The sequence below is a fragment of the Acinetobacter sp. CIP 53.82 genome, assembly GCF_000369465.1.
Lineage (GTDB): Bacteria > Pseudomonadota > Gammaproteobacteria > Pseudomonadales > Moraxellaceae > Acinetobacter > Acinetobacter indicus.
This window is the reverse complement of record NZ_KB850045.1, coordinates 143,051-169,295: the sequence shown is the minus strand read 5'-3', so window position 1 is coordinate 169,295 and position 26,245 is coordinate 143,051. Positions and strand designations below refer to the sequence as shown.

The window sequence follows — 26,245 nt, the reverse complement described above, 5'->3', positions numbered from 1 at the left end:
GTTTATTTAACCTGAAATAGGATGTCTATCATGGCAAACTTCGTATTAAACGCTCAAGCGCGTGAAGCAGCTAACCAAGGGAAAGGTGCGAGCCGCCGCCTTCGTCACGCTGCTCAAGTTCCAGCTATCATTTATGGTGGCGACGCTGAGCCAGTAGCAGTGACTTTAGAACTTCGTGAGCTTGTAAAAGCTTTAGAAAGCAATGCTTTCTTTGAAGAAGTTGTAGAAATCAAAGTAGGCGACAAAGTTGAAAACGTGAAAATCCAAGCGTTACAACGTCACCCTGCTAAAAACACACCAATGCACGCTGACTTCAAACGCGCATAAGTGTTAATGGTGTAAATTAGTGTCAAATATTTCACTGATTGTTGGTTTGGGCAACCCAGGTGCTGAGTATGCCCAAACCCGCCATAATGCAGGCTTCTGGTTTGTTGAACGCCTTGCAGATCAATATGGCATCTCTTTAAAAGCTGATCCGAAATTCAAAGGCATCAGCGGTCGCGGTAATATTGAAGGTCAGGACGTTCGTCTGCTATTACCAACAACCTTTATGAACCGTTCCGGTCAAAGTGTTGTGCCCTTCGCCAAATTCTATCAAATCGCACCTGAAGCCATGCTGATTGCCCATGATGAACTGGATATGAATCCGGGGATTATTCGCCTGAAAACTGGCGGCGGTCATGGTGGTCATAATGGTTTACGTGACATCGTTCCACACACCGGTCCAAATTTCCACCGTTTACGCATTGGTATTGGTCATCCGGGGTCTAAAGAACGTGTTTCCGGTCATGTGCTCAGCAAAGCCCCAAGCCAGGAACAAAGCTTGATGGACGATGCCCTCAGTCACGCGCTGTCTCGCATGAAATTACTGGTCAATGGCGAGATTCAGCAAGCCATGAACCAGATTAATGCCTATAAACCCAACGAATAACCTAATAATTGTTGAACAATCCTGCTTGCCATCTGGCAAAATTGGGCGCAAAATGCGCTCGTCGGCTGATTCGGTCGCAGTGATTGATTCAACCATAAGATAAAGATCTTAGGTCCACTAAGGAGACGCTAGCCATGCTATCTCGTTTATTAAAATGCAAAATTCACCGTGCTTTCGTGACACATGCGGAACTTCATTATGAAGGTTCATGTGCAATTGATGGCAAACTTATGGATTTAGCTGGCATTCGCGAATACGAAGAAATTCACGTCTGGAACGTGACCAACGGCAAACGCTTTACCACTTATGCGATTCGTGGTGAAGACAATTCAGGCATCATTTCAGTCAATGGTGGCGCAGCACATCAGGCAGATGTCGGCGATATCATCATTATTGCGACTTTCGGTGATTTCACTGAAGTAGAAGCCAATGCGCATAAACCACGTCTGGTATATGCCAACCCGGACAACACCGTGAGCCACACCGCCAACTGTATTCCGGTACAAGTCGCTTAAGACCTAAGATCATCCTACGAAAAAGCCCGCACATTGCGGGCTTTTTTATGGCAGAAATATAAGTCATGGGTTACTTAAAACAGATACTGCCCTGCTGTGCTGATTAGTCCATACAGCGCAATCAGAATTAAAAGAGCACCACACAGCGCCAGTACCGGCCGATAACCGCGTGACAGCGTTAAACGGTAAAAACCCAAATACAACAAAGACAAAGTCAGAAAATCCAGTACAATCCAGCTGGCGGTCAGCAAGATTAGACTATCATTAAAATGATTGGTAACCTGAATAAATTGCGGGAAAAAGGCACTAAAAAACAGAATATCTTTCGGATTGGAAATCCCGACCAGAAAACCCTGCCGAAATCCGCCTACAGCGCTGGCCGTCTCCTGTTTCGGTCCGGCCGCTGCCCGGCTTTCCTTGAGAATGTCCACCCCCAAATAGGCAATATAGACACAGCCTAGCAGCTTAATTAAATCCAGCCAGAAGGCCTGAATATTGAAGATGCCTTTTAAAATCAGCACCGAGCAGGCAATTAACAGCAAAGAAGCTAAATTAGTCCCGACAATGGTCTGAAACGCCCGCCGGTAACCACCTTTGAGTCCGGCACCAATCACCAGCATCATCACCGGGCCTGGGGTGGCAATCATGATCACCACCGCCAGACAGTACAACAGATATTCAGCCATATTGATCATCTGTGGTACTCCTGCGCTACTCTTGCTTAAACCTTAGGATGAAAAACTAGTCATCCTCTTCCAGACTGACTTTTAATAAATGCTGGCTAATGCCATCGGCACGTAAAAATGCCAGGTCATAACTCGCAGTCGCCAGTGCCAGTACCCGGCGCTCAAATTCCTGCCACAGTGGTTTAACCTGCGCGGCCTGAATACCAAGACCACTGTCATCGGCCAGATGCTTGTTTTTTTCACATAATTTGAGCGCATGATATAACTTGCGGCCTGCGCTGGCATCAGGACGTAAACGCACCCGCTTTGACAGGACAAAATGCTCTACCTGCGGCAAGCGGGCAAATGGCAACATCGGCACCAGAATCTGGTCCAGCTGGGCATCCAGACGCTGCCAGACAGCCGTTTGCTGTTCGGAGGTATAGCCATTCCAGCGTATCACTTCATGATTAAAACGACGACAACCACGACACACTGAATCACCAAATACCGTAGAGCAGCGGCCTGCACACGGGGTCAATGAGGCGATTCGACGATCCGTACTCAAAATATACTCCAGAAAAGCGCAGTAATGCCGGCCTGAATGCGGCCGTATTACTTTTGGTAAAATCATAGGCGAGGATAGGCATCATAGCCGACTCTATCGCAGATTTAAAACCATATTTCTGTTCTGGATTTCTCGCTATCTGGGCACTTTCACGCTAAAATATGCCCCTCAAATTTTTTATATCACATTGGAGTACTCCATGAACGCTACTGTAGAACAGCTTGCACCTGTAGAACAGCAAGCGACCTCTGGTTGGGTTGTTGCCGCACTTTATCAATTCAAAGAAGTTCAAGATCCTGCGGATCTACAACAACGTCTTTTAGACTTGGTAAATAGCATCAACCTGTGCGGTACTCTCATTGTGGCGGGTGAAGGGATTAATGGTACGGTGGCGGGCGACCGCGAAGCCATTGATCAGGTACATCAGTTTCTTTTAAACGAAGGCTTTAGCGCGATGGAATATAAAGAGTCGCACAGCGCCGACAAGCCTTTCCGTAAAATGAAAATCAAGCTGAAAAAAGAAATTGTGACTTTGGGTGTAGAGGTCAAACCACGTGATCTGGTCGGCCATTATCTGGACCCGAAAGAATGGAACGAACTGATTGCACGCGATGACGTGATTTTAATTGATACCCGCAATGACTATGAATATAAAGCCGGGACTTTTAAAGGCGCGATTGATCCACAAACTGAAACCTTCCGTGAATTTCCAGACTATGTGAAAAAAGAACTGGAACAGCACAAAGACAAGAAAATTGCCATGTTCTGTACTGGTGGGATTCGCTGTGAAAAATCCACTTCGTTATTGTTACAAGAAGGCTTCCAGGAAGTTTATCATCTGAAAGGCGGTATTTTGAAATACCTCGAAGAAACCCCGGCAGAAGAAAGCCTGTGGGAAGGTGAATGTTTCGTATTTGATGGTCGTACTGCGGTTACGCATGGTGTGGAAGAAGGTCAAAATACCAAGTGTCATGCCTGCGGCTGGCCTTTACTACCAGAAGAAGTGGCAGAACCAAGCTATGAACACGGTGTATCTTGCAAATACTGTATTGATAAAACCACAGAAAAGCAGAAAGCCGGCTTCCGTATGCGTCAATCTCAAATTGCAGCAGCAAAACGCAAACGTCTGTAATAATGTAAACCAGTACAAATAATTTTACAAAAAGCCCTATTTATAGGGCTTTTTTTACGTCTGTTCACATACCAGAATCAATTCAATACCAAAGCACCCTCTGGTACTAACAGAAGCCAGTCATGCTTAGGCTAAACTCCACATCACAACAAAAACAATGCAGTTTTATTTTGACGTACAGATTCTCACCCATGGACAAGGATTGACTTATGCAAAGAACGATAACAACACGCTATAAACACCAATTCCGTACTGCCTTACTGCAACGAGCGCATCAGCAGCAAGATCTGCAATTGCACCACCTGAAACAGCAGCTTGAACAGCGTTCACACTTGTTTATTGTGGGGTTTGGCACCGTGCTCGGCGCGATTCTGGCAATGTTTATTGCCTATCACCTTTCCAATATCTGGAGTGGTTATCTGATTGTCGCTGTCTTGCCGCTGCTGGTGGCGTATGGGCTTCGAAAAGTCTATGTGCACACCCTGTCGCATACCGCTGAGGAAGATTTTTAGTTACGTTTCAGCTCTTTACTGAAAAACCAATCCTCTTTAGCATGAAGGTCTAATTTTTAGGCCTTCTTGACTTTATGAACCTGACCGAATGGATTATTTCCATTATGGAACAGCTGGGCTACTTCGGTATTGCCCTACTTATGTTTCTGGACAACGTATTCCCCCCTATTCCTTCCGAAATTATTATGCCTTCTGCTGGTTATTCGGCCTCACAAGGTGAATTACTATTTGTTGGGGTCGTGGTTGCCGGCTGTTTCGGTTCGCTACTGGCCGCGGCCTTGCTGTACTGGGTCGGCTATAAATTCGAACATGATGCGATTTTCCGCTTTGTCGATCGCTACGGAAAATACCTGTTCCTAAAATCGGCCGATGTCAAAAAATCACTGGACTGGTTCGAGCAGTATGGGCATCGCATTGTCTTTGCCGGACGCATGATTCCGGCGGTACGCTCTTTAATTAGTATTCCCGCCGGCATGAGCCGGATGCCCTTCTGGAAATTCATGTTCTACAGCAGCCTCGGCACCATCATCTGGACCACTTTTCTGGCTGCGGTCGGGTTTTATTTTGGCGAAAATCAGGCGCTGATGCAGAAAATTTTTAGCCAGGTCGGCTATGTCATTATTGCAATTGTGATTGCGATTATCGGCTGGATTCTATACCGTAGGTATATGCGTAAACGCGCTTCGTGATGTGCATTGGCCTGCCTATAGGCCAAACTTGGGGATTCAATGAAACACTATTTGCTGCATTTGGCTGCGGTCTACAGCATTGCGCTGGTCCTGCTGACCATGGTTCTGGTTTATGGTTTAAATCTTGGGGTATTAACCCTTTTTCCAACACTGGTGGTGGTCGCGCTGATCAATGCCAAACATTTTGTAAAACGTGAAAAACGCCTACCGACCTCAGATGAAAGAATTCAGCTGATTTGGGGCAGCAGTACCGTGGCCATCATTATTGGCAGCCTGTTTATCTTTTTTATGGTGCTGATGAACCCCTATGCAGAGCAGATTATTCAATCGGCTGAGAAAATGGGACTGGCCCTCATGGCAGTGTTGATGCTGTGTATGGTGGCCATCCATGGTGCGGTATTTTATGCCGCCTATGTCTGGTATGCCGCTTATTGCGCCAAACAATAATAGTTAGTCAATTTTCAGACACTGTTAAATTAAATTATCCTGAAGTAAATTCTTTCGTGCAGATGGGTGGCTTCCAGACAGCGCATCTGCACGGAAAATTTAACCGTATGTAAGTAAGTCCTGCTTTTCGTCACCAGAAACCGACATAAGTTATTTATCTTAACGTGAAAGCTGCAATTCTCCTGCCCGCGCTAGGTGCTGTCTGATCTAAGTTAAAACTCAAGAGATCCGCTTGATCTTAATTTTTTGATTCATTTTACTTAGATCATCATCAGACCCAAGAGGATGCAGACATGACGAATCCAGAAATAGAAACCCAGCGCCAGCAGGAACAAAAACGCGAACAGGTCAAACAGCTGCCAAAACAGCAGCAGCAACAGCTGAATGCCAACCCGAAAACCGGTGAAACCGGCACCCATCCGGTGGGTACCAGTGTCGGTGCGGTCGGCGGTGCAGCCACAGGTGCCGCAGTCGGGGCTACCACCGGCCCAATTGGCGCAGTGGTCGGAGGTACCATTGGTGCCGTGGTGGGCGGTCTGGTTGGTAAAACCGCTGCAGAAGCCGAAAACCCGACCGAAGGTGATGAAGATATTTACTGGCGTGAACACAGCCAGAGCCAGCCTTACTATACCAGCCTGCAAAACACACATCCGGACTTAAGCTATGAGCGCGATTATCAGGCCGCCTATCGGGTCGGTTATGCCCAGCGCTCACGCTATGAACCGGGTACACGCTTTGAAGATGTAGAACCCGATTTACGCAGCGAATGGGAGTCCACCAAGGGCGATACCCGTTTGGCCTGGGAAGATGCCAAACATGCGGTGCGTGATGCCTGGAACCGTATGACCCGCTAATGTAATCCGGCTATAAAAAAACACCTCCGAGGAGGTGTTTTTTTATTTATTCGGTTTGCATCAGTTTGGAGTGTGATACATCAAATACAGTTCATTAAGGTTGTCCGGAATTTCTTCCGCCAGCTCATCCATTAACTGACCATTACGACGGAAGCTTTCCATTTGCGGGTCTTCTTCATCAATGCCGCTAAACACCATGATTGGTAAAGTCAGATCTACCAGCTGTTCTTCAAATTCTGGCGTGAACCAGGCTTCTTCATTCAGGAACATGGCATCCACAAAGCCCACACTCCAGTCGCCCAAACTTGATTCTACATCTGCTTCTTCAATTTCGAATGGAAATTCAATGCCTTCTTCATTGGCCAGGTTTTGACGAATGGATTCGAGCCAGGTTTTCACCTGCGCTACGATTTCTGCCGGCACTTTTTTCTGGTTGCCTTCAAACAGTTCATCCAGCCATTGGTCAAATTGCGGGCCGACTGCAATGGCACACAAAAAACCATGAGTGGCAGCAAAATCTAGACCGTATTCGTTCTGGTCACCATCTAGATATTCACTCAACAGGTCTAAATCTAAAGCACTCATCTTAAATCCAAAAATCGTCTATACAAGGTATAGCATAGCATTTTCCGAAGACTTTACTGAACCCAAATTTCAGTCATCTTCGTCGTCAAAATCATCTTCGTCGAAGTCATAATCAAAATCCTTGAGATCACGCTCCAGTCGACGCTGTGCCAGCAGATCATCAATCAGGCGACGTTTTTCTAACGATTCTTTCGCACTGATTTTACCTGCCGCTTCATCGAAGCTGACATCATCATCACCGTAGTTATCATCTAGTTCAAAATCTGTTGAAGACACTAAAACTACCTCAGAATGAAAAAATGTGAATGGGTTTAGCCGCTATTTATCTGCCTTTGAAAAAGTTGTCAAGTTTTATTTATATTTTTTGTTTTTCCCGACTATTTTTGGCTTGTATTTCGCGCTAAAATTTGTGTATTTATGAAGACCTTATCTGAATAAGTATAGTTTAAAGCATATGACAAGAATATTTCGCGGACAAAACGGATGCCAGACTTGAAAACCGGGCAAGATGCCCCATATTCCTATTCAGTTTTGCTTTCAAACATTTTTATAAAATCATGCTTGATTGATCAAATCAGAAACTTTTACAGCAAATTGTGCTATCATGCACGGTTTTTCACTGCCACAGATTCAACGAAGAGTAAGCAAAGATGAGCGATATGACTTCCCCTACTTCGCAAGTAGCGGCTCTGATTAGCCGAGGCAAAGAGCAAGGTTACCTAACTTATGCCGAGGTTAACGATCATCTCCCAGACTCAATCACGGAAAGCGAACAGATTGAAGACATCATCCAGATGCTTCAGGACGTGGGCATTCCTGTGCATGAACGTGCACCTGAATCTGATGATGCGATGTTCGAAGACACCACAGAAGCTGCAGATGAAGTCGCTGAAGAAGAAGCAGCGGCAGTACTGGCTTCTGTAGAAAATGAGCCTGGCCGTACCACGGACCCTGTGCGTATGTATATGCGTGAAATGGGGACCGTTGAGCTGTTAACGCGAGAAGGCGAAATTAGTATCGCGAAACGTATTGAAGAAGGCATCCGTGATGTGCTGCATTCAATTGCGTACTGGCCAAATGCCGTTGAAGTGGTTCTACAAGAATACAAAGATTATGAAAATGGCGAACGCCGCCTGGCCGATCTGCTTTCAGGTTACTTAGATCCTGAAACCGATGAAGAAATTCCGGAAGTGCTGGAAGATGAAGCCGTGCTCGACGATGAAGAAGAATCGAGCAGCAAGAGCACCAAAGATGTCAAACTTGATGACGACGATGAAGAAGAAGAGTCAGAATCGGATGATGATTCTGAAGCGGATTCTGGTCCGGACCCTGAAATTGCCAAAGTACGTTTTGCCGAGCTGACTGAAGCCTGGGAAAACACCAAAGACGTCATTGCAAAGCATGGCCGTAACAGCAAAGAAGCGGAAGCTGCGTTACAGGCTCTGGCCAGCGTGTTCATGATGTTCAAATTTGCGCCGCGCCTGTTTGATATTATTTCAGAAATGATTCGTGGCACGCATGACCAGATTCGTGCAGCAGAACGTGAAGTAATGCGTTATGCAGTACGTCGTGGCCGTATGGACCGTACCCAGTTCCGTACGACTTTCCCGGGTCAGGAATCTAATCCGGCATGGTTAGACGAACAGATTGCCAAAGCTCCTGCAGAGATGAAAGGCTACCTGGAAAAAGTGCGTCCTGACGTACTGGCCTTCCAGCAAAAAATTGCCGACATCGAAAAAGAGTTGGGTCTGAATGTTAAAGACATTAAAGACATTGCCAAACGTATGGCGGTGGGTGAAGCCAAAGCACGTCGCGCCAAGAAAGAAATGGTCGAAGCCAACTTGCGTCTGGTGATCTCGATTGCCAAGAAATACACCAACCGCGGCTTGCAGTTCCTGGATCTGATTCAGGAAGGTAACATCGGTCTGATGAAAGCGGTAGACAAGTTTGAATACCGTCGTGGTTACAAGTTCTCGACTTATGCGACTTGGTGGATTCGTCAGGCGATCACACGTTCGATTGCCGATCAGGCACGTACCATCCGTATTCCGGTACACATGATTGAAACCATTAACAAGATTAACCGTGTTTCTCGTCAGTTGCTGCAGGAAATGGGCCGCGAACCGACACCGGAAGAACTCGGTGAACGTCTGGAAATGGACGAAGTGAAGGTACGTAAAGTCCTGAAAATTGCCAAAGAACCGATTTCCATGGAAACGCCAATTGGTGATGATGAAGATTCGCATTTGGGTGACTTTATTGAAGACAGCAACATCACCTCTCCAGTCGATGCAGCGACTTCAGAAGGCTTAAAAGAAGCAACACGCGAAGTGCTGGAAAACCTGACTGAACGTGAAGCCAAAGTCCTGAAAATGCGTTTTGGTATTGATATGCCAACCGATCATACTCTGGAAGAAGTCGGTAAGCAGTTTGATGTGACCCGTGAACGGATCCGTCAGATTGAAGCCAAAGCCTTACGTAAATTACGTCACCCTTCCCGCTCTGAACACCTGCGTTCATTCCTGGAAAACGACTAAGTCAGCAGCGGCTTGAATTGGGATCAATCCATCCCCATTTAAGTAGCAATGCCAAAACGCCTGCGCCTTGCAGGCGTTTTTCAATCTTTTGAGGTAATTATGATTGACCGCACTCCCTCTCGTGAATTACAAGAGCATCTTTGGGTTTTTCCGATGGATTACCCGATTAAACTGATTGGTCTGGCCGGTGCAGAGCTGCGTCAAGCGGTGAACGATATTTTCGTGAAACACTTCCCGGACTTTGATGGCGACAAAATGACCGTGACCCCGTCGCGTACCGGTAAATACCACTCGATTACCGCACAGCTGCGTTTCGAGGAGCTGGAACAGGTGCATGCGGTCTATGCCGATTTAGCTGCCTGCCCGCTGATTAAAACCGCGCTTTAAGTTTCAAAAAAACACGCTTCATGCGTGTTTTTTTATGGCGTGCCGTGCAAGCGCAGTAATTTAAAGCAGGCACACTCCTATTCCTATTCTGAATCATTATAATTCACATCAGCAGATTTCATTTTTAAGGACGCAGCCTGTGACCGATGCGCTTCAAAAACCGACCCTCATTATCCGTCAGTATTCGCAATTAACACCGTATCAAGACCGCTTTTTAGAGATGAAGCAGTTGACTGAACAGCGTGATGCCAATACCCCCGATGAGCTCTGGATTTTGCAGCATCATGAGGTGCTGACCCAAGGTCAGGCCGGCAAGGCAGAACATATTCTGATTCCCAGCCATATTCCGGTGGTACAAACCGACCGTGGTGGACAGGTGACCTGGCATGGTCCGGGCCAGCTGGTGGCGTATTTCCTGTTTGACCTGAACCGTTTGGGCTGGAATGTCCGCACGCTGGTATCGTATGCCGAAAACCTGATGATTGCGCTGCTCAAAAAATATGGTATTGAAGCTTATGCCAAAGCAGATGCGCCGGGTGTCTATGTCGCGGAGCGTAAAATTGGCTCATTGGGCTTTAAAATCCGCAAAGGCCGTAGTTACCATGGACTAGCGCTGAATATTGACTGTGATTTGAGTGGTTTTCAAACCATTAACCCCTGTGGGTATGCTGGTCTGGAAATGGTGCGCATTCAGGATTTAGTCCCAGATTATCCATCGTTTGAAACTTTATGCCGAGATATCATTGAAACTTTAGAGCACAGTGGTTACTTTAGTGAGGTTCAAACCATTCAAGCCTAAATGACTTTACTTTTGAATAAGAAATAAATTAGAGTATTTACTCTAAACCCAATAATAGATGTTAACAAAGGGACTCAGCGAGTGATTTCAAGCAAAACCGTGAAGCCCGCTTTGCAACAGGCCTATGTCAAACTCATGATGGATGTGATTGGCAGAGGTCTGGTGATGGCAAGCCAGGTCGATCAAGAAATAAAACAGGAAGTTGCAAAGTTTCCCGCAAATTTTATCCTGTCCATGAAAGTGTTTCCCAATGGACCTGCGTTCATTGCCCGGGTGACTGAAGATCATCAGCTCGAACTGCTGCCTGAACTGGATGGCAAACCCGATCTGGTCATTACCTTCAAGCATCTAACCCATGCCTTTTTGGTGTTCTCGTTTCAGGAAAGTACGGCACAGGCCTTTGCTCATGACCGCATGATTGCCGATGGTGACCTGTCTTATGCGATTCGTCTGGTGCGTTGCCTGAACAAAATGGAAGCCCTGATTTTGCCTAAACTGCTGGCAGAGCTGGCTGTCAAACAATACCCATCCGAACTTAGCTTAAAAGAAAAACTCAGCGGAGCTGCCCATATTTACCTGAAAGTGGCTCAGTCCTATTTCCAACGGAGTGCATAACATGGCGAAGCCTTATTACGAATTTTTTTGTCCAGTCAAAGTCATTGCCGGCAATGCCGCACTGGAACACATTCCGTTTGAATTGGTGACTTTAGGCGCGAAACGCCCGCTGATCATTACCGATAAAGGGGTACGTGGTAACAACCTGCTGGCCCCGGTTGAAGCGGCTTTTGAATCAACCGATGCTGAAATTGGCTATATTTTTGATGATGTGCCACAGGATTCAAGTCTGGACACGGTACGTAAAGCCGCGCAGCTGTATCGTGACCACAACTGTGATGCCATTATTGCTGTCGGTGGTGGTTCGGTGATTGATACCTCCAAAGCCACCAATATTCTGGTAACGGAAGGCGGCGATGACCTGCTGAAATATTCAGGTGCGCACAACCTGCCAAAACCATTAAAGCCCTTCTTCGTGATTCCGACCACTTCAGGCACCGGTTCAGAAGTCACCATGGTCGCGGTGGTGTCAGATACTGAAAAGAATGTCAAAATGCCATTCGCCTCTTATTACCTGATGCCGCATGCCGCGATTCTGGACCCGCGCATGACCCAGACCCTGCCACCGCATTTAACGGCAATGACAGCTATGGATGCCATGACCCATGCGGTTGAAGCCTATAGCTGCATGGCCTCGAATCCGATTTCGGATGCCTATGCCACCGCCGCGATCAAGAAAATCAGCAATAACCTGTTTAAAGTGCTGGATAATCCAAGCGATGCCTATGGCCGTCTGGAACTGGCACAAGCTTCGACCATGGCCGGTATTGCCTTCTCCAATTCGATGGTGGGTCTGGTGCATTCCCTCGGGCATGCCTTAGGTGCAGTGGCGCATCTGCCGCATGGACTGTGCATGAACCTGTTCTTGCCGTATGTGCTGGAATACAACAAAGATGTCAATGGCGACAAAATTGCCGAACTGCTGCTGCCATTGGCCGGCCCGGATATTTATGCCCAGACTCCGGCGCATCTGCGTGCCGATAAAGCCATTGCTACCCTGCTGACCATGCGCGACCGTCTGTATGCCATGACCAAATTGCCACGCACCTTGAGTGAAACCGGCAAGGTTACAGAAGCGCAGCTGGATGAAGTGGCCGAAAAAGCCCTGAACGATGGCTCGATCATTTACAACCCGAAAGAAGCCAGTCTGGAAGATTTGAAATCTATCTTAAAAAAGGCTTGGTAATTTCCAGCAAATAGGCGAATATAGCCAAAATTTATAGAAGCCTGATGTTTTTTTAAGCATCAGGCTTTTACTATACCCAAGAAAAAGTTCTTATTTATTCAGATGATTGGCATATTTTCTGCTAAAAATTTCTGAAAAAGTTACTGACAAAAGCAACCATTTTGGAGTAGATTGGCGGACTTTTGTTTTATTGATAGGGGGGATCGTTCGTCTCAAACGATCCTTAGGAACATGACTGATCCTTGATCAACGATTAAGAGGATAACGCCGTTGACAAATATCTCTGGGACTCAATCGGCAGCTAAACTGCAAAAAACGCTAGGGCTCTGGCACATCATTATTATTGGTTTAGCATATATTCAGCCAATGACCTTATTTGACACTTTCGGTTTAGTATCGGAAGAAAGTCATTTTCATGTACCCACCTCGTATATTTTTGCCTTGGTTGCAATCTTGCTGACCTCGTTAAGCTATGGTCACATGATTCGCCGCTACCCATCTTCGGGTTCTGCCTATACTTATGCGCAGAAATCCATTCACCCCAATGTTGGCTTTATGGTGGGCTGGTCATCCTGGCTCGACTACCTGCTGTCGCCAATGGTGAATATTATTCTGGCCGTGATTTATCTGGAAGCGCTGTTCCCGGATGTTAATCATTGGGTCTGGGTCATTGTACTGACCGCGTTTATGACCGGCATCAACCTGCGTGGTGCGCGTTTTGTCGCCAACTTCAACAGTCTGATCGTATTTATCCAGCTTCTGGTCATCGCGATCTTTACCTGGATGGTATTTACCAAACTGCAGGCCGGTTTTAATGCCGATGGCCCGATTAGTGCCGAACAGCGTTATCAGCTCTGGAGCCTGGAACCGTTCTGGAATGAGCTGACCTCAGTCGGTGCGCTGATTACCGGTGCTACCTTACTGTGCTTCTCCTTCACCGGTTTTGACTCCTTAAGCTCGCTGGCAGAAGAAACCAAAGATACCGAAAAGACCCTGCCAAAAGCGATTTTCCTGACTGCGTTAATTGCCGGGATCATCTTTATTGTCAGCACCTACTTCATGCAGATTTACTTCCCGAATGAACCGGGCAGCTACTTCAAGAATATTGCTGAAACTCAGCCAGAAATTCTGATGCTGGTGGGTGGTTCACTGTTCCAGTCCTATGTACTGACCTTCGCAATTGTAACGGTGATGGCTTCGGGTATTTCTGCACATGCCGGTGTATCCCGTTTGATGTACGTGATGGGCCGTGATGGCGTGATCAACAAGAAAATCTTTGGTCATATCAGCCCACGTAACTTCACACCGTCTTATAACATTCTGATTGTCGGTGCGGTGGCCTTAACTGCAGGCTTTATGGATCTGGATTTCGTGATTTCCCTGATCAGCTTTGGTGCCCTGACTGCATTCAGTTTCGTCAATCTGTCAGTCATTTCACGCTATGCGCTGCGTGATGGACGTACCCGCAACGTTAAAGATATTCTGAACTTTGTGGTGGTGCCGCTTTGTGGTTTTATCGCGGTGTTTGCACTGTGGCTCGAGGTTGATGAAACATCATTGAAATATGGTTTATGGTGGGCAATGGCCGGTATTTTATACCTGGGTTATAAAACCAAAGGCTTTAAACACCCTGCGCCACAACACAATGAATTTGACGATAAACTCTAAGTTTAAGTCATTTAAAAAGGTGCTTCGGCACCTTTTTTTGTTTTTCTACGTTTCAGGTCAGGTTTTGACGGCTTGATCCTGCTCACTGAAAAATAATTCATCATAAAAAAACCAAGATCAGTGATCTTGGTTTTTTTATTCATCTTGATGGTCTGCCCTAGCTTAAAGGCTGAAAACCCTGCTGACGCCAGGCTTCATAAACAATAACTGCTGTGGCATTTGACAGGTTCAGACTGCGGGAGTTTTCTGCCATCGGCAAGCGAATCCAGTGCTCTTGTGGGAACATCAAACGCACATGCTCAGGCAAACCGCGGGTTTCTGGTCCCATCAACAAGGCCACAGGACGGTTTAAATCCGAAGTATGCGGGGTTTCTGTACCCTTGGTGGTTAATGGATACACCGCATCCACGCCTATGCCTTTGCTGGCCAAATTGGCCAGACAGTCTTCAATTGAATCCCACAGTTGCATCCGTGCCCATTCGTGGTAATCCAGACCGGCACGTTTCAGCTTTTTATCATCCAGCTCAAAACCCAGGGGCTTGACCAGATGTAACTGAGCACCGGTATTGGCACAAAGCCGGATAATATTACCGGTATTGGCAGGAATTTCAGGCTCATATAACACAACGTGGATCACTTTTTACTCACTATCTGGTTGATTTAAGCAATTAAACTTTCTTGATGGGACAAGGATGCTGTCAGGGTTAAAGCGCTACGCAGTATTGCCCTTTTGCATCTCCGGCAACCATGATTCATCATAGCTGCCACTTGACAGGCGCAGCCTTCGTCTTGCGCTCGGGCAACGCAGTGCGTTGCTTTATCCTCGCTCATGCCATTGCAGTTGTTCGCGCAGCTTCACCACTTCACCAATAATGGTCAGAGTGGGTGCCTGAATTTGATGTTCAGTAACTTTAGATGCAATATCCGCCAAAGTCCCGACCACCACTTTCTGCTCCGGTGTGGTGCCTTTAGACACCAAGGCTACTGGCATATCCGGACGCTGGCCATGGGCAATCAGTTTCTGGCAGATTTTTTCCAGTCCCACCAGTCCCATATACAGCACCAGAGTCTGGTTTTCATAGACCAGCTCGCTCCACGGCAGTTCCGGTGAACCTTCTTTTAAATGCCCGGTCAGGAAACGTACGCTTTGCGCATAGTTGCGATGGGTTAAAGGAATACCGGCATAAGCTGAACAGCCCGATGCTGCGGTAATGCCCGGCACCACCTGAAAAGCCACGCCTGCAGCAAACAGCTCTTCAATTTCTTCACCGCCACGGCCAAAAATAAACGGATCACCGCCTTTTAAACGACAAACACGTTTACCTTCCTGCGCATACTTGACCAGCAAGGCATTAATGCCCTCTTGTGGCACAGCATGGTTGGAGCGCGCCTTCCCGACATAGATTTTTTCAGCATCGCGGCGGCACAGCTCCATAATCGGATCAGACACCAGACGGTCGTAAATCACCACATCGGCCTGCTGCATCAAGCGTAGTGCTTTTAAGGTCAACAGTTCTGGATCACCCGGACCGGCACCGACCAGATACACTTCGCCTTTTGGCGTGGTCCATTCCTGCAAGGCCTGTTCAATCAAACGATTGGCTTCTTGCAGATTGTCATTAAAAACCTGCTCTTTGAGCGGACTGGCATACAGGTTTTCCCAGAAAATCCGGCGTTCATCCGGATTCTGGATTTTGGCCTTAACCGCAGCACGCCATTGACCGGAAAAACTCACCAGTTTGCCCATGCCATGCGGAATACTGGTTTCCAATTGGGTGCGAATCTGGCGCGACAACACCGGCGATGCACCATTCGTGGCCACTGAAATCAGCAAAGGCGAACGGTCGACAATAGCCGGCACCATAAAGCGGCAATGTGGCGGATCATCCACACTATTGACCAGCACATTTTCAGCTTCACAGGCCTCAAACACCTGACGGTTGATTGCTGCATCATCAGTGGCGGCGATCACCAGACGATACTGGCGCAGCGGAATTTCAGTATTGAAGGCAGCAGCCTCATAGTGCCCCTGGCTCTGCTGGACCAGTTCCAGTAAAGCGGCATCAATGTCCGGCGCCACCACATCAATAATAGCGCCTGCTTTTTGCAGTAAACCGGCTTTACGGTAGGCAATATGGCCGCCACCGACAATCAGACAGCGTTGCTGTTGCAACTTTAACGAGATTGGAAAAATATCCACACACTACCTCAGTAATTTAGTTCTGATTGTCTTAAGCAAATTTTGTGCACAAATTGGTGCATCCTGTACATCGACCTGAATTTAGTCGATATATTCTGCACCACCCATGTACGGACGTAGCACTTCAGGCAATTCAATTGATCCATCCGCGCGCTGATAGTTCTCCATCACGGCCAATAAGGTGCGTCCAACCGCCAGACCTGAACCATTCAAGGTATGTACAAATTCAGTTTTCTTCTGGTCAGCACGATAACGCGCTTTCATACGACGCGCCTGGAAATCACCCATGTTGGAACACGAAGAAATTTCACGATAGGTATTTTGACTTGGCACCCACACTTCCAGGTCATAGGTTTTGGTCGCACCAAAGCCCATATCACCACCACACAGGATGATTTTACGGTACGGCAAGCCCAGCGCCTGCAAAATGCCTTCTGCATGACCGGTCAACTCTTCCAGTGCCTGCATAGAATCTTCAGGTTTAACGATTTGCACCATTTCTACTTTATCAAACTGGTGCTGACGGATTAAACCACGCGTATCACGACCATAAGAACCAGCTTCACTGCGGAAACATGGGGTATGCGCAGCATATTTCAGCGGTAAACGGTCCGCATCAATAATTTCGTCACGGACAAAGTTGGTGACTGGCACTTCCGCGGTTGGAATTAAATAGAACTCTTTTTCACCTTGCAGCTTAAACAGGTCTTCTTCAAATTTTGGTAATTGACCGGTACCACGTAAAGAATCGGCATTGACCAGGTACGGTACATAGGCTTCGGTATAGCCATTTTTCAGGGTATGCGTATCCAGCATAAACTGGGTTAAAGCACGTTGCAGACGCGCCAATGGCCCTTTTAAAACGCTAAAGCGAGAACCGGTCAGTTTGGTGGCAGTTTCAAACTCCAGACCGCCCATCCATTCGCCTAAGTCGGTATGATCTTTGATTTCAAAATCAAATTCGCGTGGTGTACCCCAGGTCAGGATTTCCACGTTATCGGCTTCATCTTTACCTTCCGGCACAGATTCATGTGGCAGGTTAGGAATAGTCAGTGATTTGGTTTCAATTTCTGCCTGTAATTCATTTAAAGCCACTTCGGCTGCTTTAATTTCATCACCAATGGCTGACATACGTGCCATGATTTCTGAAGCATCACCACCGGCTTTTTTAATCTGACCGACCTGTTTGGCACCGGCATTACGCTCGGCCTGTAGAGCTTCCGTTTTGGACTGGATTTCTTTACGGCGAGCTTCCAATGATGCCCATTCTTCTACATTGAGTTGCACACCACGTTTTGCCAAGGCTAAATTTACAGCCTCAATATTATTTCTGAGTAATTTCGGGTCGATCATAGCCAATCTTTTGTAAAGAAAAAAACTGGCTATAGTGTAAGCGCTTCGGGTTAAAAAATACAGTAATCCGCTTCACGGCTGGGGCTTATTACAGCAATCTGGCGCAGTTTTTTCACAATTTACTGGGCCGGATACTTCGGCAAACTTGGCAGATATTCAGCTTTAATCAGTTTGTCCACCGCATAATACGGCAGCTCCAGTTCCGGCATGCCTTCTGCATAGGAAGCCAGCTCATACAATGGATAGACAAACACCAGACCATTGGCACCATAATAGAAATTGTCACTCAGTCGCAGTTTGTCACGCTGGATGTCGTGCTCATTCAGCCAGTTGTAATTATGGTTAAACAGTTCTTGTACTAGTTTGGCTTCACTATTCGGCAGTAGAATATCCTGCAAGGCCAGACGTTTCTTGCTGTTTAAATCAAAGGTCACAAATTCCTGATGATACATACCATGCGCCGCCCCGGCCGGATAACTATAGCTTTGCATGCTAAAGGTAGCCAGACGGCCATGCTGGCCAATATAACGTACATAGGTAGAACTCAGGCTAAGACGGTTAGGCTCCTCTGTGCTATTGGCCTCTGATGCTGACGATGCTGACGATGCTGACGATGCTGACGATGCTGACGATGCTGACGATGCTGACGCAGTAGAAGCGGCATCTTCACTAAATGCAATCGGGTCAGCCTTTTTAATCCGCTGCATAAAATACGCATTGATCCACGGCACATTGGTATTGACCGTCTGAATATCGTATTCGGTACAGCCCTCTTCATCACAGCGCTGCTGCTGTTTCAATTCCACCGGCACCACTTTGGCCTGAATCACGGGAATGGCAGCTGCCTGAGTCTGACTTTGCTCGGCCTCCACCTGAGGTGCGGCATCCTGCTTCGGCTGACAGGCGCTTAACATTAATGCCGTGGTCAGTGCGATGGTCGTGGTGAGCAGATTTGATTTCAGATGTTGCATTGCATTTCCCCTATGTTCATGCTGCAATTTTCAGCAGTTTTCACCCCGCAAAGGCGTTGTATACGCTCAATTTAGCTATTTACCACTATATAAAACTCCTGCTGTTCGATCCTAGAGCAGTTCTGTAACCTGCGATAAAAAATGAAAAATCAACCAAAAACCATCCGCAGCGGTACATACCAAAATTTATAATATTCCATTAAAATTCATAATGATAATTTTAAAATAAAATCAAATCCTGACTGCACCCTAATCGTGCATCTGCGGCCCATTCAACGGGAAAAATAAATTATCCCAAGATTTATCCACAGAAATTGTGGATTCTTTCACAGAGCAAAAGCAGACAGATCAGCCGTGATTCTGGTTAACCCTTATTTTTGGTTAATTTTTAACCATTTTCAGAGAGGGCAATTTTTATTGCCATTTCATGCATGTCCGCATGGCTCAACTCGCTCAATTGACTTTCCGTTCAATCCTACCATTGGACGATTATTCACCTAAAAATAAAGGAGCCATTAAAATGGCTCCTCTATGTTTTTGCTTTCACAGATAAAATCTTTTTTAAGAAATGATCATCATCCCTTATTGATCAATAATATCTGTGCCTTTTGGCGGGGTGAAATTAAAGGTCGAGTTGGCAATGTTCGGGTTCACCTTCACATTGTTAAAACGTACATAGGTGGTTTGACCTAAAGAATCTTCCAGAATCATCAGGCTTGGTGCTTTGTTGGCACCGAAACTGATGGTCAGACTCTGGAAAGCCCCTTCATCACTTTTTGGATACAGGGTGTAATAGGTTTTGCCTTTGTTCGGCTGGGTCACCCGGTATGACTGCATAATCTGGTTGGTATTGCCCGATAATAACAGTGCTGGTGTATTGGCAACCTGCTCATCCAGGTTTTGACGCACGGCCTGCTGCAAGTCCGGGTCATAAATCCAGACTGTTTTCCCTGAGGTCACAATGGTCTGTTTGGCCGGACTGGTGGTTTCCCAATAGAATTTACCCGGGCGCGCCACTTTCATTACGCCTTTAAATTCCTGATTCATATGCTGGGCAGTCAGGCCCTTGTTTTTAGGCGCTTTGCCGCTGGTTTTGGTGGTCTGCTCAAAGTTAGCGGTCATACTTTTAATATGACTCAATTGTTTGACCAGATTGGCAGTGGCTTGCTGCTCCGATGCTGCCACAGGCGCAGCATACACAGTCGTACTCATCACTGGTGCCAGCGTTGCAGCACCCAATGCCATAGCACACATGGTTTGACGAAGCATTTTCATAGATTCACCTTTTATTGTTGCATATCGCAATGTATTCATGGACTCATCTTAAACCAAATAAAGTGCCTAAATTTAGAGAAAATAAGAAGTTTTGTATGTTTATTAATATCAAATGTTCTTTTTTATCCATCATCATGAAGATCAGGGTTGCTCTCTTTCCCGATGCGACATGCATAAAAAAACCCACAGAAGACTGTGGGTTTTTGTTCTATTGAATCTTATTCAACAGATACGTAGCGACGGCCAAATTGACCTTTCACTTCGAATTTTACTACGCCGTCAGCAGTAGCAAATAAAGTATGGTCACGGCCCATACCTACATTTGCACCAGCGTGGAATTCTGTACCACGTTGACGAACGATGATGTTACCTGCAGTTACAGTTTGACCACCGTAAACTTTAACACCTAACATCTTAGGATTCGAATCACGACCGTTCTTAGTAGAACCACCGGCTTTTTTAGATGCCATGTCTCATTACTCCTAGTGATTAGCCTGAAATACCAGTAATTTTCAACTCGGTGAACCATTGACGGTGACCTTGTTGCTTACGGTAGTGCTTACGACGACGCATTTTGATGATGCGGATTTTGTCGTGACGGCCATGGCCAACCACTTCTGCAGTTACTTTAGCGCCAGCTACAACTGGAGCACCGATTTGAATGCTATCACCGTTTACAAGCATTAATACGTCATCAAACGTAATAGTTGCGCCAGTTTCAGCTTTCAATAATTCAACTTTAAGGGTTTCACCCTCAACTACACGGTGCTGTTTACCACCGCTTTGGATTACTGCGTACATAATGTACTCCAAACATGCCCGTGTCGTCGTGCCGGTAAAGGGATATACCGATCTTAAAACGAACGCCACTGGGGTTATACAAGGGCAGAGATTTTAAGGGATAACGCTGCAAACAACAAGAGATTTAGCCAAAATATTGCATCAGCCGGCTGTTTATTTTATAAACATGCAACGAAAAGCAACAAAAATGGTCAAAACCCTACATTTTTCATTGATCTAATCAAATTGCTTGTTAGAATCGAAAACGCCAGCATGCTGATGCTATCACCGCTGCCTGTCACCGGGAGGCCATCAGCGCCAGCACGAACAGGAAAGCAGACCATTGCTTCGTACTTCATAACGACAATCACAATGGCCGCACCGCAGATTGCAGATTTCCTGTCCAGACGTTTTTCATTGTTACACTATATCGTTGTTACTTGACACAATTGAGGTTCTCCTTCACATGACCATCGACTTTAAGCAAGATATTCTCGCGCCTGTTGCTTCCGATTTTGCCGCGATGGATCAGTTTATTAATGAAGGCATTACCTCAAAAGTCGCACTGGTTATGGCGGTCAGCAAGCATGTGGTGGAAGCCGGCGGCAAACGTATGCGTCCGATTATGTGCTTACTGGCGGCCAAAGCCTGCGGCGCAGAAGATCTGGAACAGGCGCGCAGACTGGCGGCGATTATTGAAATGCTGCATACCGCAACCCTGGTGCATGATGATGTGGTCGATGAATCCGGCTTGCGTCGTGGTCGTCCAACCGCCAATGCCACCTGGAATAACCAGACCGCCGTATTGGTCGGTGACTTCCTGATTTCACGTGCCTTTGACCTGCTGGTCGATTTAAACAACATGACCTTGCTGAAAGATTTCTCGACCGGTACCTGTGAAATTGCCGAAGGTGAAGTACTACAGTTGCAATCACAGCATCAACCGGACACCACCGAACAGACGTATTTAGATATTATTCACGGCAAAACCTCGCGCCTGTTTGAACTGGCCACCGAAGGTGCCGCCATTTTAACCGGCAAGCCGGAATACCGTGAACCGTTACGTGTCTTTGCCGGCCATTTTGGTAATGCCTTCCAGATCATTGACGATATTCTGGATTACACCTCAGATGCCGAAACCCTGGGTAAAAATATCGGCGATGACCTGATGGAAGGTAAACCGACCTTGCCTTTAATTGCCGCCCTGAAAAATACCAGTGGTGCGCAACATGAAATTATCCGCCGCAGTATTGCTACGGGCGGAACCTCCGACCTGGCGCAGGTTATCGAGATTGTACAGACCTCTGGTGCACTGGATTATTGCCAGCAGCGTGCCACGGAAGAAACCGAAGCCGCAATTGCGGCCTTAAATGCCTTGCCAGATACAATCTATCGTCAGGCCCTGGTCAATCTGGCCAAGCTGGCCCTGCACCGAATTCAATAAATAGCTTCATCCTTGCCTATGCATATAAAATTTTATGACCTATTCCTGAACATGCAGGATCAGCTGGAAACCACGCCCGCTGATCTTGACGAGCAACTGCTCATTGAGCTGGTCAACCGTATTCGACCAGCCAACACCGAAAATAGCGAAGAAATACAAGAAAAGTTTCAGGCCTTTTTACATGCCCTGCTGATTACGCCCAATGCCGCCAATACCTTACAAAGTTTTGTGCTCTGCTTAATCAGCCAGTACAAACAGACCAGCCTGTATGCCGATACCGGCATCCTGTCTTTAGATGGTTTCTGGAGCCAACTGTTTCAGCGCCTAGGGGCGCATTTTTTACCGCTGATTAATGATCAGAGCCAGCTGCAGGACTTGCTGCGCCGCATTTTCCATCAGCGCAGTGATAAATACTGGCTGGATGATATTGAAGATCAGCAGTGGCAGCAGCTGTTTCGCCTGCTGAATCAGGGCCATCGTAATCAGGATGATAAAAAACTGATTCGTCAGGAAATCATTAAAGCCATTACCGTGCTGTCCTATCGGGTCAGCGGGATTGGTTTATATCCGGAATTTATTAATGCCCATCCGGAACTGACCGAATACGAATCACCATTTTTAGTGCAGAACCGTGAAATCAACGATTTCATTGTGCAGTATAAAAACCTGCATCAAAGTGCCGACAAATTTGAAGCGGTAATTCCACCAGATGCGTCACAGGCGCTGGTAATGATTGACCAGTGCCGTAACGTCAGCCATAAAATTCGCCGGGCCACTAAACGGATTGGGGTCAGTGTCAGCCTGACCTATTTGCTGTCCTTACTGGAACAGTGTCTGGACCGGATTGAACTGCTGCTGAACCTGATTGTTGAAGAAGATGATGTGCGTTATAGCGCCATGGGCGAGCTACTGGTCGATATTACCACCGCGCTGTATAGCGAACGCAGTGTCCGCTCCCTGCTGGCTACCAACAGTGAATTGATGGCCTTGCAGGTGACTGAAAATGCCAGTAAAACCGGTGAACATTATGTAAGTACCGACAAGGCCGGCTTTCTGGAAATGTATAAATCGGCTGCCGGGGCCGGGGTGATTATTGCCACCATGGCCACCCTTAAGGTGCTGGCAGCACGTTTAACCTTGGCGCCGCTGATGCAGGCCTTTATTAACAGCATGAACTACTCGCTGGGCTTTATGCTGATTCATGTGCTGCACTTTACTGTGGCCACCAAACAGCCGGCGATGACCGCTGCCGCACTGGCTTCGACCGTACAGCATCGCAAAGGCTCGAAAATGGCGCAAATTGCCGAGCTGGCCGCGCTGATTATCAATATTATCCGGACCCAGTTTATTGCCATTCTGGGCAATATCTCGATTGCCATTCCGGTGGCCGCCCTAATTGCCTTTATGTGGGATGCGGCGTTGCATGAGCCTTTAATGAACCATGCCAAAGCCAGCAAAATGCTGCATGACCTGAATCCGTTTACCTCTCTGGCAATTCCACACGCAGCCATTGCCGGTGTGTGTCTGTTTTTATCGGGCCTGATTGCTGGTTACTTCGATAATATGGCGGTGTATCGCAAAGTCGGACCACGGCTACAGGCGCATGCCAAACTGAAAAAATGGATGAGTCAGGAACGGCTGGACCGTTTTGCCGCCTATATTGAACGGAACTTGGGCGCACTGGCCGGTAATTTCCTGTTCGGGATCATGCTCGGCAGTATGGGCACAATTGGTTATATTCTGGGTCTGCCTTTAGATATCCGGCATATTGCCTTTGCCTCGGCCAACTTTATTCAGGGTTTGATGAACGTCAACGGTAGTCCGGAAATTGGCCTGATTATTGTGTCTTTCCTGGGTGTACTGTTAATTGGCCTGACCAACTTATTTGTCAGCTTTACCCTCACCATTATTGTGGCCCTGCGCGCACGTCGGGTACGTTTTGAACAGTGGAAGCCATTGGCCAAACTGGTCATGACCCATTTCCTGACCCGGCCCAGTGACTTTTTCTGGCCACCGAAGCAACCTGTTGAAGTTGAAGAACAATCTGGCCCGGCCAAGGGTCATCATTAAGGAATTTGTTAATTTATTTTGTCATGTGTTAAAAAGAATTGAAAAAGAAATTAGCATAATTTATACAGGCTTGAAATGAAGTGTACTGGCGAGTACACTTTAATCCATTACCGGACTGCGCTCGGATCAGCTAAACTAACCAGGATTTCGGCATGCCTAATTTTTTGCTTTATCTCGGTGGTTTGTTGTGTTTTTTCAGCGTGTTAATGCTTTATGTTCCAGCGCTCACTGCCCTTGATTCGGCAATTGTAGACTGGTTCAGCCAGCACCGTAACGAGATGTTGAATTCACTAATGACGGGATTATCTGTCGTTGGTGGCATGCCATTTGTATTATTTTTATCCAGTCTTTGGTGTCTGTATCTGGCCAGGCAGAAGGAATATGCAAATATCGTGCTGGTCAGCATTGGACTGATGGGGAGTTTTGCCACTGCCTGGATACTCAAGTATCTGATTGCAAGAGAGCGCCCGCCAGAAATGTATCATCTGGTCAATAGCTATGGTGCCTCATTTCCCAGCGCACATAGTTTTTATGCCGCAACGCTGGGCTGTCTTGCAATTTATGTGTCAATGCAACATCCCGCACATAAAGCCATTGTAATATGTGCTGTTATGTGGATGTTGCTGATGGGAATTTCAAGAGTGTATCTTGGCGTACATTTTCCCTCAGATGTCCTGTCAGGCTGGAGCATAAGTTTTATCTGGATCACGCTGCTCTATCTGATCTTGATCAAGTACAGCCAGCGCAAACCAATGAATAATTTTTAGATAGATAAAAATCTAATTGAGGTGGAAGAATGATGTCTGCAAAGCTTTGGGCCCCTGCCCTCACTGCTTGCGCATTGGCCACAAGCATCGCGCTTGTGGGTTGTAGCAAAGATCCAAATGATGCGCAGCAAGCTGCAGCCCAGCAGCAAATGCCTCCAACAGAAGTTGGGGTCATTGTTGTACAGCCACAAAGTGTCGAGCAGTCTGTTGAACTTTCCGGTCGTACCACTGCCTTTGAAATTTCTGAAGTTCGCCCGCAAACCAGCGGTGTGGTGCAGAAACGTCTGTTTACCGAAGGCAGCTATGTACGTGAAGGTCAGGCCTTATATGAAATTGATTCACGGACCAACCGTGCATCGGTAGATAGTGCCCGTGCAGCATTGGCACGTCAGCAGGCCAATCTGAACGTTTTACGTGTCAAAGAAGGCCGTTATCGTCAATTGGTGGGCAGCAATGCCATTTCCAAACAGGAATATGATGACATTGTGGCGCAGGTGAAACTGGCAGAAGCAGATGTCGCGGCCACCCGTGCCGAACTGCGCAATGCAGAAATTAACCTGGGTTACTCAACCGTTCGTGCGCCAATTTCAGGTCAGACCAACCGTTCTACCGTGACTGCAGGTGCGTTAGTGACTGCCAGCCAGCAGGAACCGCTGGTGACGATTCAGCGTCTGGACCCGATTTATGTGGATATCAACCAGTCAAGTGCTGAACTGCTACGTTTACGCCAGCAACTCAGCAAAGGTGATTTAAACAGCAGCAACAACACCACAGTCAAACTGAAACTGGAAGACGGCAGCTATTATCCGGTTGAAGGCCGTCTGGCGTTCTCCGATGCCAGCGTCAATCCGGATACGGGTACCGTGACTTTACGTGCGGTATTCCCGAATCCAAACCATCTGTTATTGCCAGGCATGTTTGCCACTGCACAAATTGTGCAAGGGGTAATTCCAAATGCCGTGCTGATTCCGCAAGCTGCCATTACCCGCACCCCAACCGGTCAGGCCATGGCGATGCTGGTCAATGCCAAAGGTGTGGTTGAACCACGTCCAGTAACCACTGCCGGCATTCAGGGCAAAGACTGGATTGTGACTGAAGGTCTGCAAACCGGTGACAAAGTTATTGTAGAAGGCATTGCCAAAGTCAAGCCGGAACAGAAAGTGGTAGCCAAACCATATCAACCGCAAGCTGCCGCGCCACAAGGTGCCCAGCAACCTGCTGCATCAGATAAGGCAAAACAACCAGCAGATCAGGCGGATGCTCAGGCTGAACAAAAAGCTACTTCAAATACATAA

At 47.0% G+C, this 26,245-nt stretch carries 29 protein-coding genes; 18 read left to right on the top strand and 11 right to left on the bottom strand.

What is annotated here, in order from left to right; genetic code table 11:
* The first annotated feature begins 30 nt into the window (after positions 1-30).
* From rplY to panD, 3 genes are all read left to right on the top strand, one after another.
* Positions 31-327 (top strand): 50S ribosomal protein L25, encoded by a 297-nt coding sequence (rplY, locus tag F905_RS01265; protein WP_005176167.1) that lies wholly within the window; start codon positions 31-33, stop codon positions 325-327.
* Between the two features lie 19 nt (positions 328-346).
* Positions 347-931 carry an aminoacyl-tRNA hydrolase gene (gene pth / locus F905_RS01260; RefSeq protein WP_005176163.1) on the top strand — a complete coding sequence of 195 codons (585 nt, stop codon included), beginning with the start codon at positions 347-349 and terminating at the stop codon, positions 929-931.
* 134 nt (positions 932-1,065) lie between these two features.
* A complete protein-coding gene (gene panD, locus F905_RS01255) occupies positions 1,066-1,446 on the top strand; it encodes an aspartate 1-decarboxylase (protein WP_005176160.1) in 381 nt (126 codons plus the stop codon).
* Between the two features lie 74 nt (positions 1,447-1,520).
* Here panD and F905_RS01250 read toward each other — a convergent pair whose 3' ends face one another.
* Both F905_RS01250 and F905_RS01245 read right to left on the bottom strand, forming a co-directional pair.
* Positions 1,521-2,138: a LysE family translocator gene (locus tag F905_RS01250; RefSeq protein WP_171065068.1), complete on the bottom strand. Its 618-nt coding sequence runs from the start codon at positions 2,136-2,138 to the stop codon at positions 1,521-1,523.
* 49 nt (positions 2,139-2,187) lie between these two features.
* Complete coding sequence (locus F905_RS01245; protein ID WP_034597397.1) at positions 2,188-2,679, bottom strand: DUF1289 domain-containing protein; 492 nt, start codon at positions 2,677-2,679, stop codon at positions 2,188-2,190.
* A 199-nt stretch (positions 2,680-2,878) separates the two neighbouring features.
* Here F905_RS01245 and F905_RS01240 point away from each other — a divergent pair, with 199 nt between their 5' ends.
* From F905_RS01240 to F905_RS01220, 5 genes are all read left to right on the top strand, one after another.
* Positions 2,879-3,811, top strand: a complete 933-nt coding sequence (locus tag F905_RS01240) for an oxygen-dependent tRNA uridine(34) hydroxylase TrhO (protein WP_005176153.1) — start codon at positions 2,879-2,881, stop codon at positions 3,809-3,811.
* Positions 3,812-4,020: 209 nt separating this feature from the next.
* A complete protein-coding gene (locus F905_RS01235) occupies positions 4,021-4,323 on the top strand; it encodes a hypothetical protein (protein WP_005176151.1) in 303 nt (100 codons plus the stop codon).
* Between the two features lie 74 nt (positions 4,324-4,397).
* A complete protein-coding gene (locus tag F905_RS01230) occupies positions 4,398-5,012 on the top strand; it encodes a DedA family protein (protein WP_005176142.1) in 615 nt (204 codons plus the stop codon).
* 39 nt (positions 5,013-5,051) lie between these two features.
* Positions 5,052-5,459: an ABZJ_00895 family protein gene (locus F905_RS01225; protein ID WP_005176141.1), complete on the top strand. Its 408-nt coding sequence runs from the start codon at positions 5,052-5,054 to the stop codon at positions 5,457-5,459.
* Between the two features lie 293 nt (positions 5,460-5,752).
* Entirely contained in the window at positions 5,753-6,313 is a 561-nt protein-coding gene (locus F905_RS01220; RefSeq protein WP_005176140.1) for a glycine zipper domain-containing protein, read from the top strand.
* Positions 6,314-6,373: 60 nt separating this feature from the next.
* Here F905_RS01220 and F905_RS01215 read toward each other — a convergent pair whose 3' ends face one another.
* Positions 6,374-6,898 (bottom strand): YecA/YgfB family protein, encoded by a 525-nt coding sequence (locus F905_RS01215; RefSeq protein ID WP_005176137.1) that lies wholly within the window; start codon positions 6,896-6,898, stop codon positions 6,374-6,376.
* 69 nt (positions 6,899-6,967) lie between these two features.
* Complete coding sequence (locus F905_RS01210) at positions 6,968-7,174, bottom strand: PA3496 family putative envelope integrity protein (protein WP_005176134.1); 207 nt, start codon at positions 7,172-7,174, stop codon at positions 6,968-6,970.
* A gap of 374 nt (positions 7,175-7,548) precedes the next feature.
* On the opposite strand from F905_RS01210, the gene rpoD reads away from it, so the two are divergent.
* The 6 genes from rpoD to F905_RS01180 all read left to right on the top strand — a co-directional run bounded on the left by rpoD (position 7,549) and on the right by F905_RS01180 (position 14,090).
* Positions 7,549-9,435 carry an RNA polymerase sigma factor RpoD gene (rpoD, locus tag F905_RS01205; RefSeq protein WP_005176132.1) on the top strand — a complete coding sequence of 629 codons (1,887 nt, stop codon included), beginning with the start codon at positions 7,549-7,551 and terminating at the stop codon, positions 9,433-9,435.
* A gap of 99 nt (positions 9,436-9,534) precedes the next feature.
* Positions 9,535-9,822 (top strand): YbeD family protein, encoded by a 288-nt coding sequence (locus F905_RS01200; RefSeq protein ID WP_005176130.1) that lies wholly within the window; start codon positions 9,535-9,537, stop codon positions 9,820-9,822.
* Positions 9,823-9,961: 139 nt separating this feature from the next.
* Positions 9,962-10,621 (top strand): lipoyl(octanoyl) transferase LipB, encoded by a 660-nt coding sequence (lipB, locus tag F905_RS01195; RefSeq protein ID WP_005176127.1) that lies wholly within the window; start codon positions 9,962-9,964, stop codon positions 10,619-10,621.
* An 81-nt stretch (positions 10,622-10,702) separates the two neighbouring features.
* On the top strand, positions 10,703-11,236 hold the full coding sequence (locus tag F905_RS01190; RefSeq protein ID WP_005176124.1) for a hypothetical protein: 534 nt from the start codon (positions 10,703-10,705) through the stop codon (positions 11,234-11,236).
* Position 11,237: 1 nt separating this feature from the next.
* Positions 11,238-12,422: an iron-containing alcohol dehydrogenase gene (locus F905_RS01185; RefSeq protein ID WP_005176121.1), complete on the top strand. Its 1,185-nt coding sequence runs from the start codon at positions 11,238-11,240 to the stop codon at positions 12,420-12,422.
* A gap of 270 nt (positions 12,423-12,692) precedes the next feature.
* Positions 12,693-14,090 (top strand): APC family permease, encoded by a 1,398-nt coding sequence (locus F905_RS01180; RefSeq protein ID WP_005176119.1) that lies wholly within the window; start codon positions 12,693-12,695, stop codon positions 14,088-14,090.
* Between the two features lie 157 nt (positions 14,091-14,247).
* On the opposite strand, the gene F905_RS01175 is transcribed toward F905_RS01180, so the two are convergent.
* From F905_RS01175 to rplU, 7 genes are all read right to left on the bottom strand, one after another.
* Complete coding sequence (locus tag F905_RS01175; protein ID WP_005176117.1) at positions 14,248-14,727, bottom strand: tRNA (cytidine(34)-2'-O)-methyltransferase; 480 nt, start codon at positions 14,725-14,727, stop codon at positions 14,248-14,250.
* Positions 14,728-14,907: 180 nt separating this feature from the next.
* The gene (gene cysG, locus F905_RS01170; RefSeq protein ID WP_005176113.1) at positions 14,908-16,290 is read right to left on the bottom strand and encodes a siroheme synthase CysG; all 1,383 of its coding nucleotides are present in this window, start codon (positions 16,288-16,290) and stop codon (positions 14,908-14,910) included.
* 81 nt (positions 16,291-16,371) lie between these two features.
* Positions 16,372-17,643, bottom strand: a complete 1,272-nt coding sequence (gene serS, locus F905_RS01165; RefSeq protein ID WP_005176111.1) for a serine--tRNA ligase — start codon at positions 17,641-17,643, stop codon at positions 16,372-16,374.
* Between the two features lie 119 nt (positions 17,644-17,762).
* Positions 17,763-18,614 (bottom strand): RsiV family protein, encoded by an 852-nt coding sequence (locus tag F905_RS01160; protein ID WP_005176108.1) that lies wholly within the window; start codon positions 18,612-18,614, stop codon positions 17,763-17,765.
* 582 nt (positions 18,615-19,196) lie between these two features.
* The gene (gene lolA, locus F905_RS01155) at positions 19,197-19,889 is read right to left on the bottom strand and encodes an outer membrane lipoprotein periplasmic chaperone LolA (RefSeq protein WP_005176107.1); all 693 of its coding nucleotides are present in this window, start codon (positions 19,887-19,889) and stop codon (positions 19,197-19,199) included.
* A 218-nt stretch (positions 19,890-20,107) separates the two neighbouring features.
* Positions 20,108-20,359, bottom strand: a complete 252-nt coding sequence (rpmA, locus tag F905_RS01150) for a 50S ribosomal protein L27 (RefSeq protein ID WP_005176106.1) — start codon at positions 20,357-20,359, stop codon at positions 20,108-20,110.
* Between the two features lie 19 nt (positions 20,360-20,378).
* The gene (gene rplU, locus F905_RS01145; protein WP_005176105.1) at positions 20,379-20,690 is read right to left on the bottom strand and encodes a 50S ribosomal protein L21; all 312 of its coding nucleotides are present in this window, start codon (positions 20,688-20,690) and stop codon (positions 20,379-20,381) included.
* Positions 20,691-21,135: 445 nt separating this feature from the next.
* On the opposite strand from rplU, the gene sdsA reads away from it, so the two are divergent.
* The 4 genes from sdsA (at position 21,136) to F905_RS01125 (ending at position 26,245) form a co-directional block, all read left to right on the top strand.
* Positions 21,136-22,113 (top strand): All-trans-nonaprenyl-diphosphate synthase, encoded by a 978-nt coding sequence (sdsA, locus tag F905_RS01140; protein ID WP_005176094.1) that lies wholly within the window; start codon positions 21,136-21,138, stop codon positions 22,111-22,113.
* An 18-nt stretch (positions 22,114-22,131) separates the two neighbouring features.
* Entirely contained in the window at positions 22,132-24,183 is a 2,052-nt protein-coding gene (locus F905_RS01135) for a site-specific recombinase (protein WP_005176092.1), read from the top strand.
* Positions 24,184-24,335: 152 nt separating this feature from the next.
* Positions 24,336-24,950, top strand: a complete 615-nt coding sequence (locus F905_RS01130; RefSeq protein WP_005176089.1) for a phosphatase PAP2 family protein — start codon at positions 24,336-24,338, stop codon at positions 24,948-24,950.
* Between the two features lie 29 nt (positions 24,951-24,979).
* Entirely contained in the window at positions 24,980-26,245 is a 1,266-nt protein-coding gene (locus F905_RS01125; protein WP_005176086.1) for an efflux RND transporter periplasmic adaptor subunit, read from the top strand.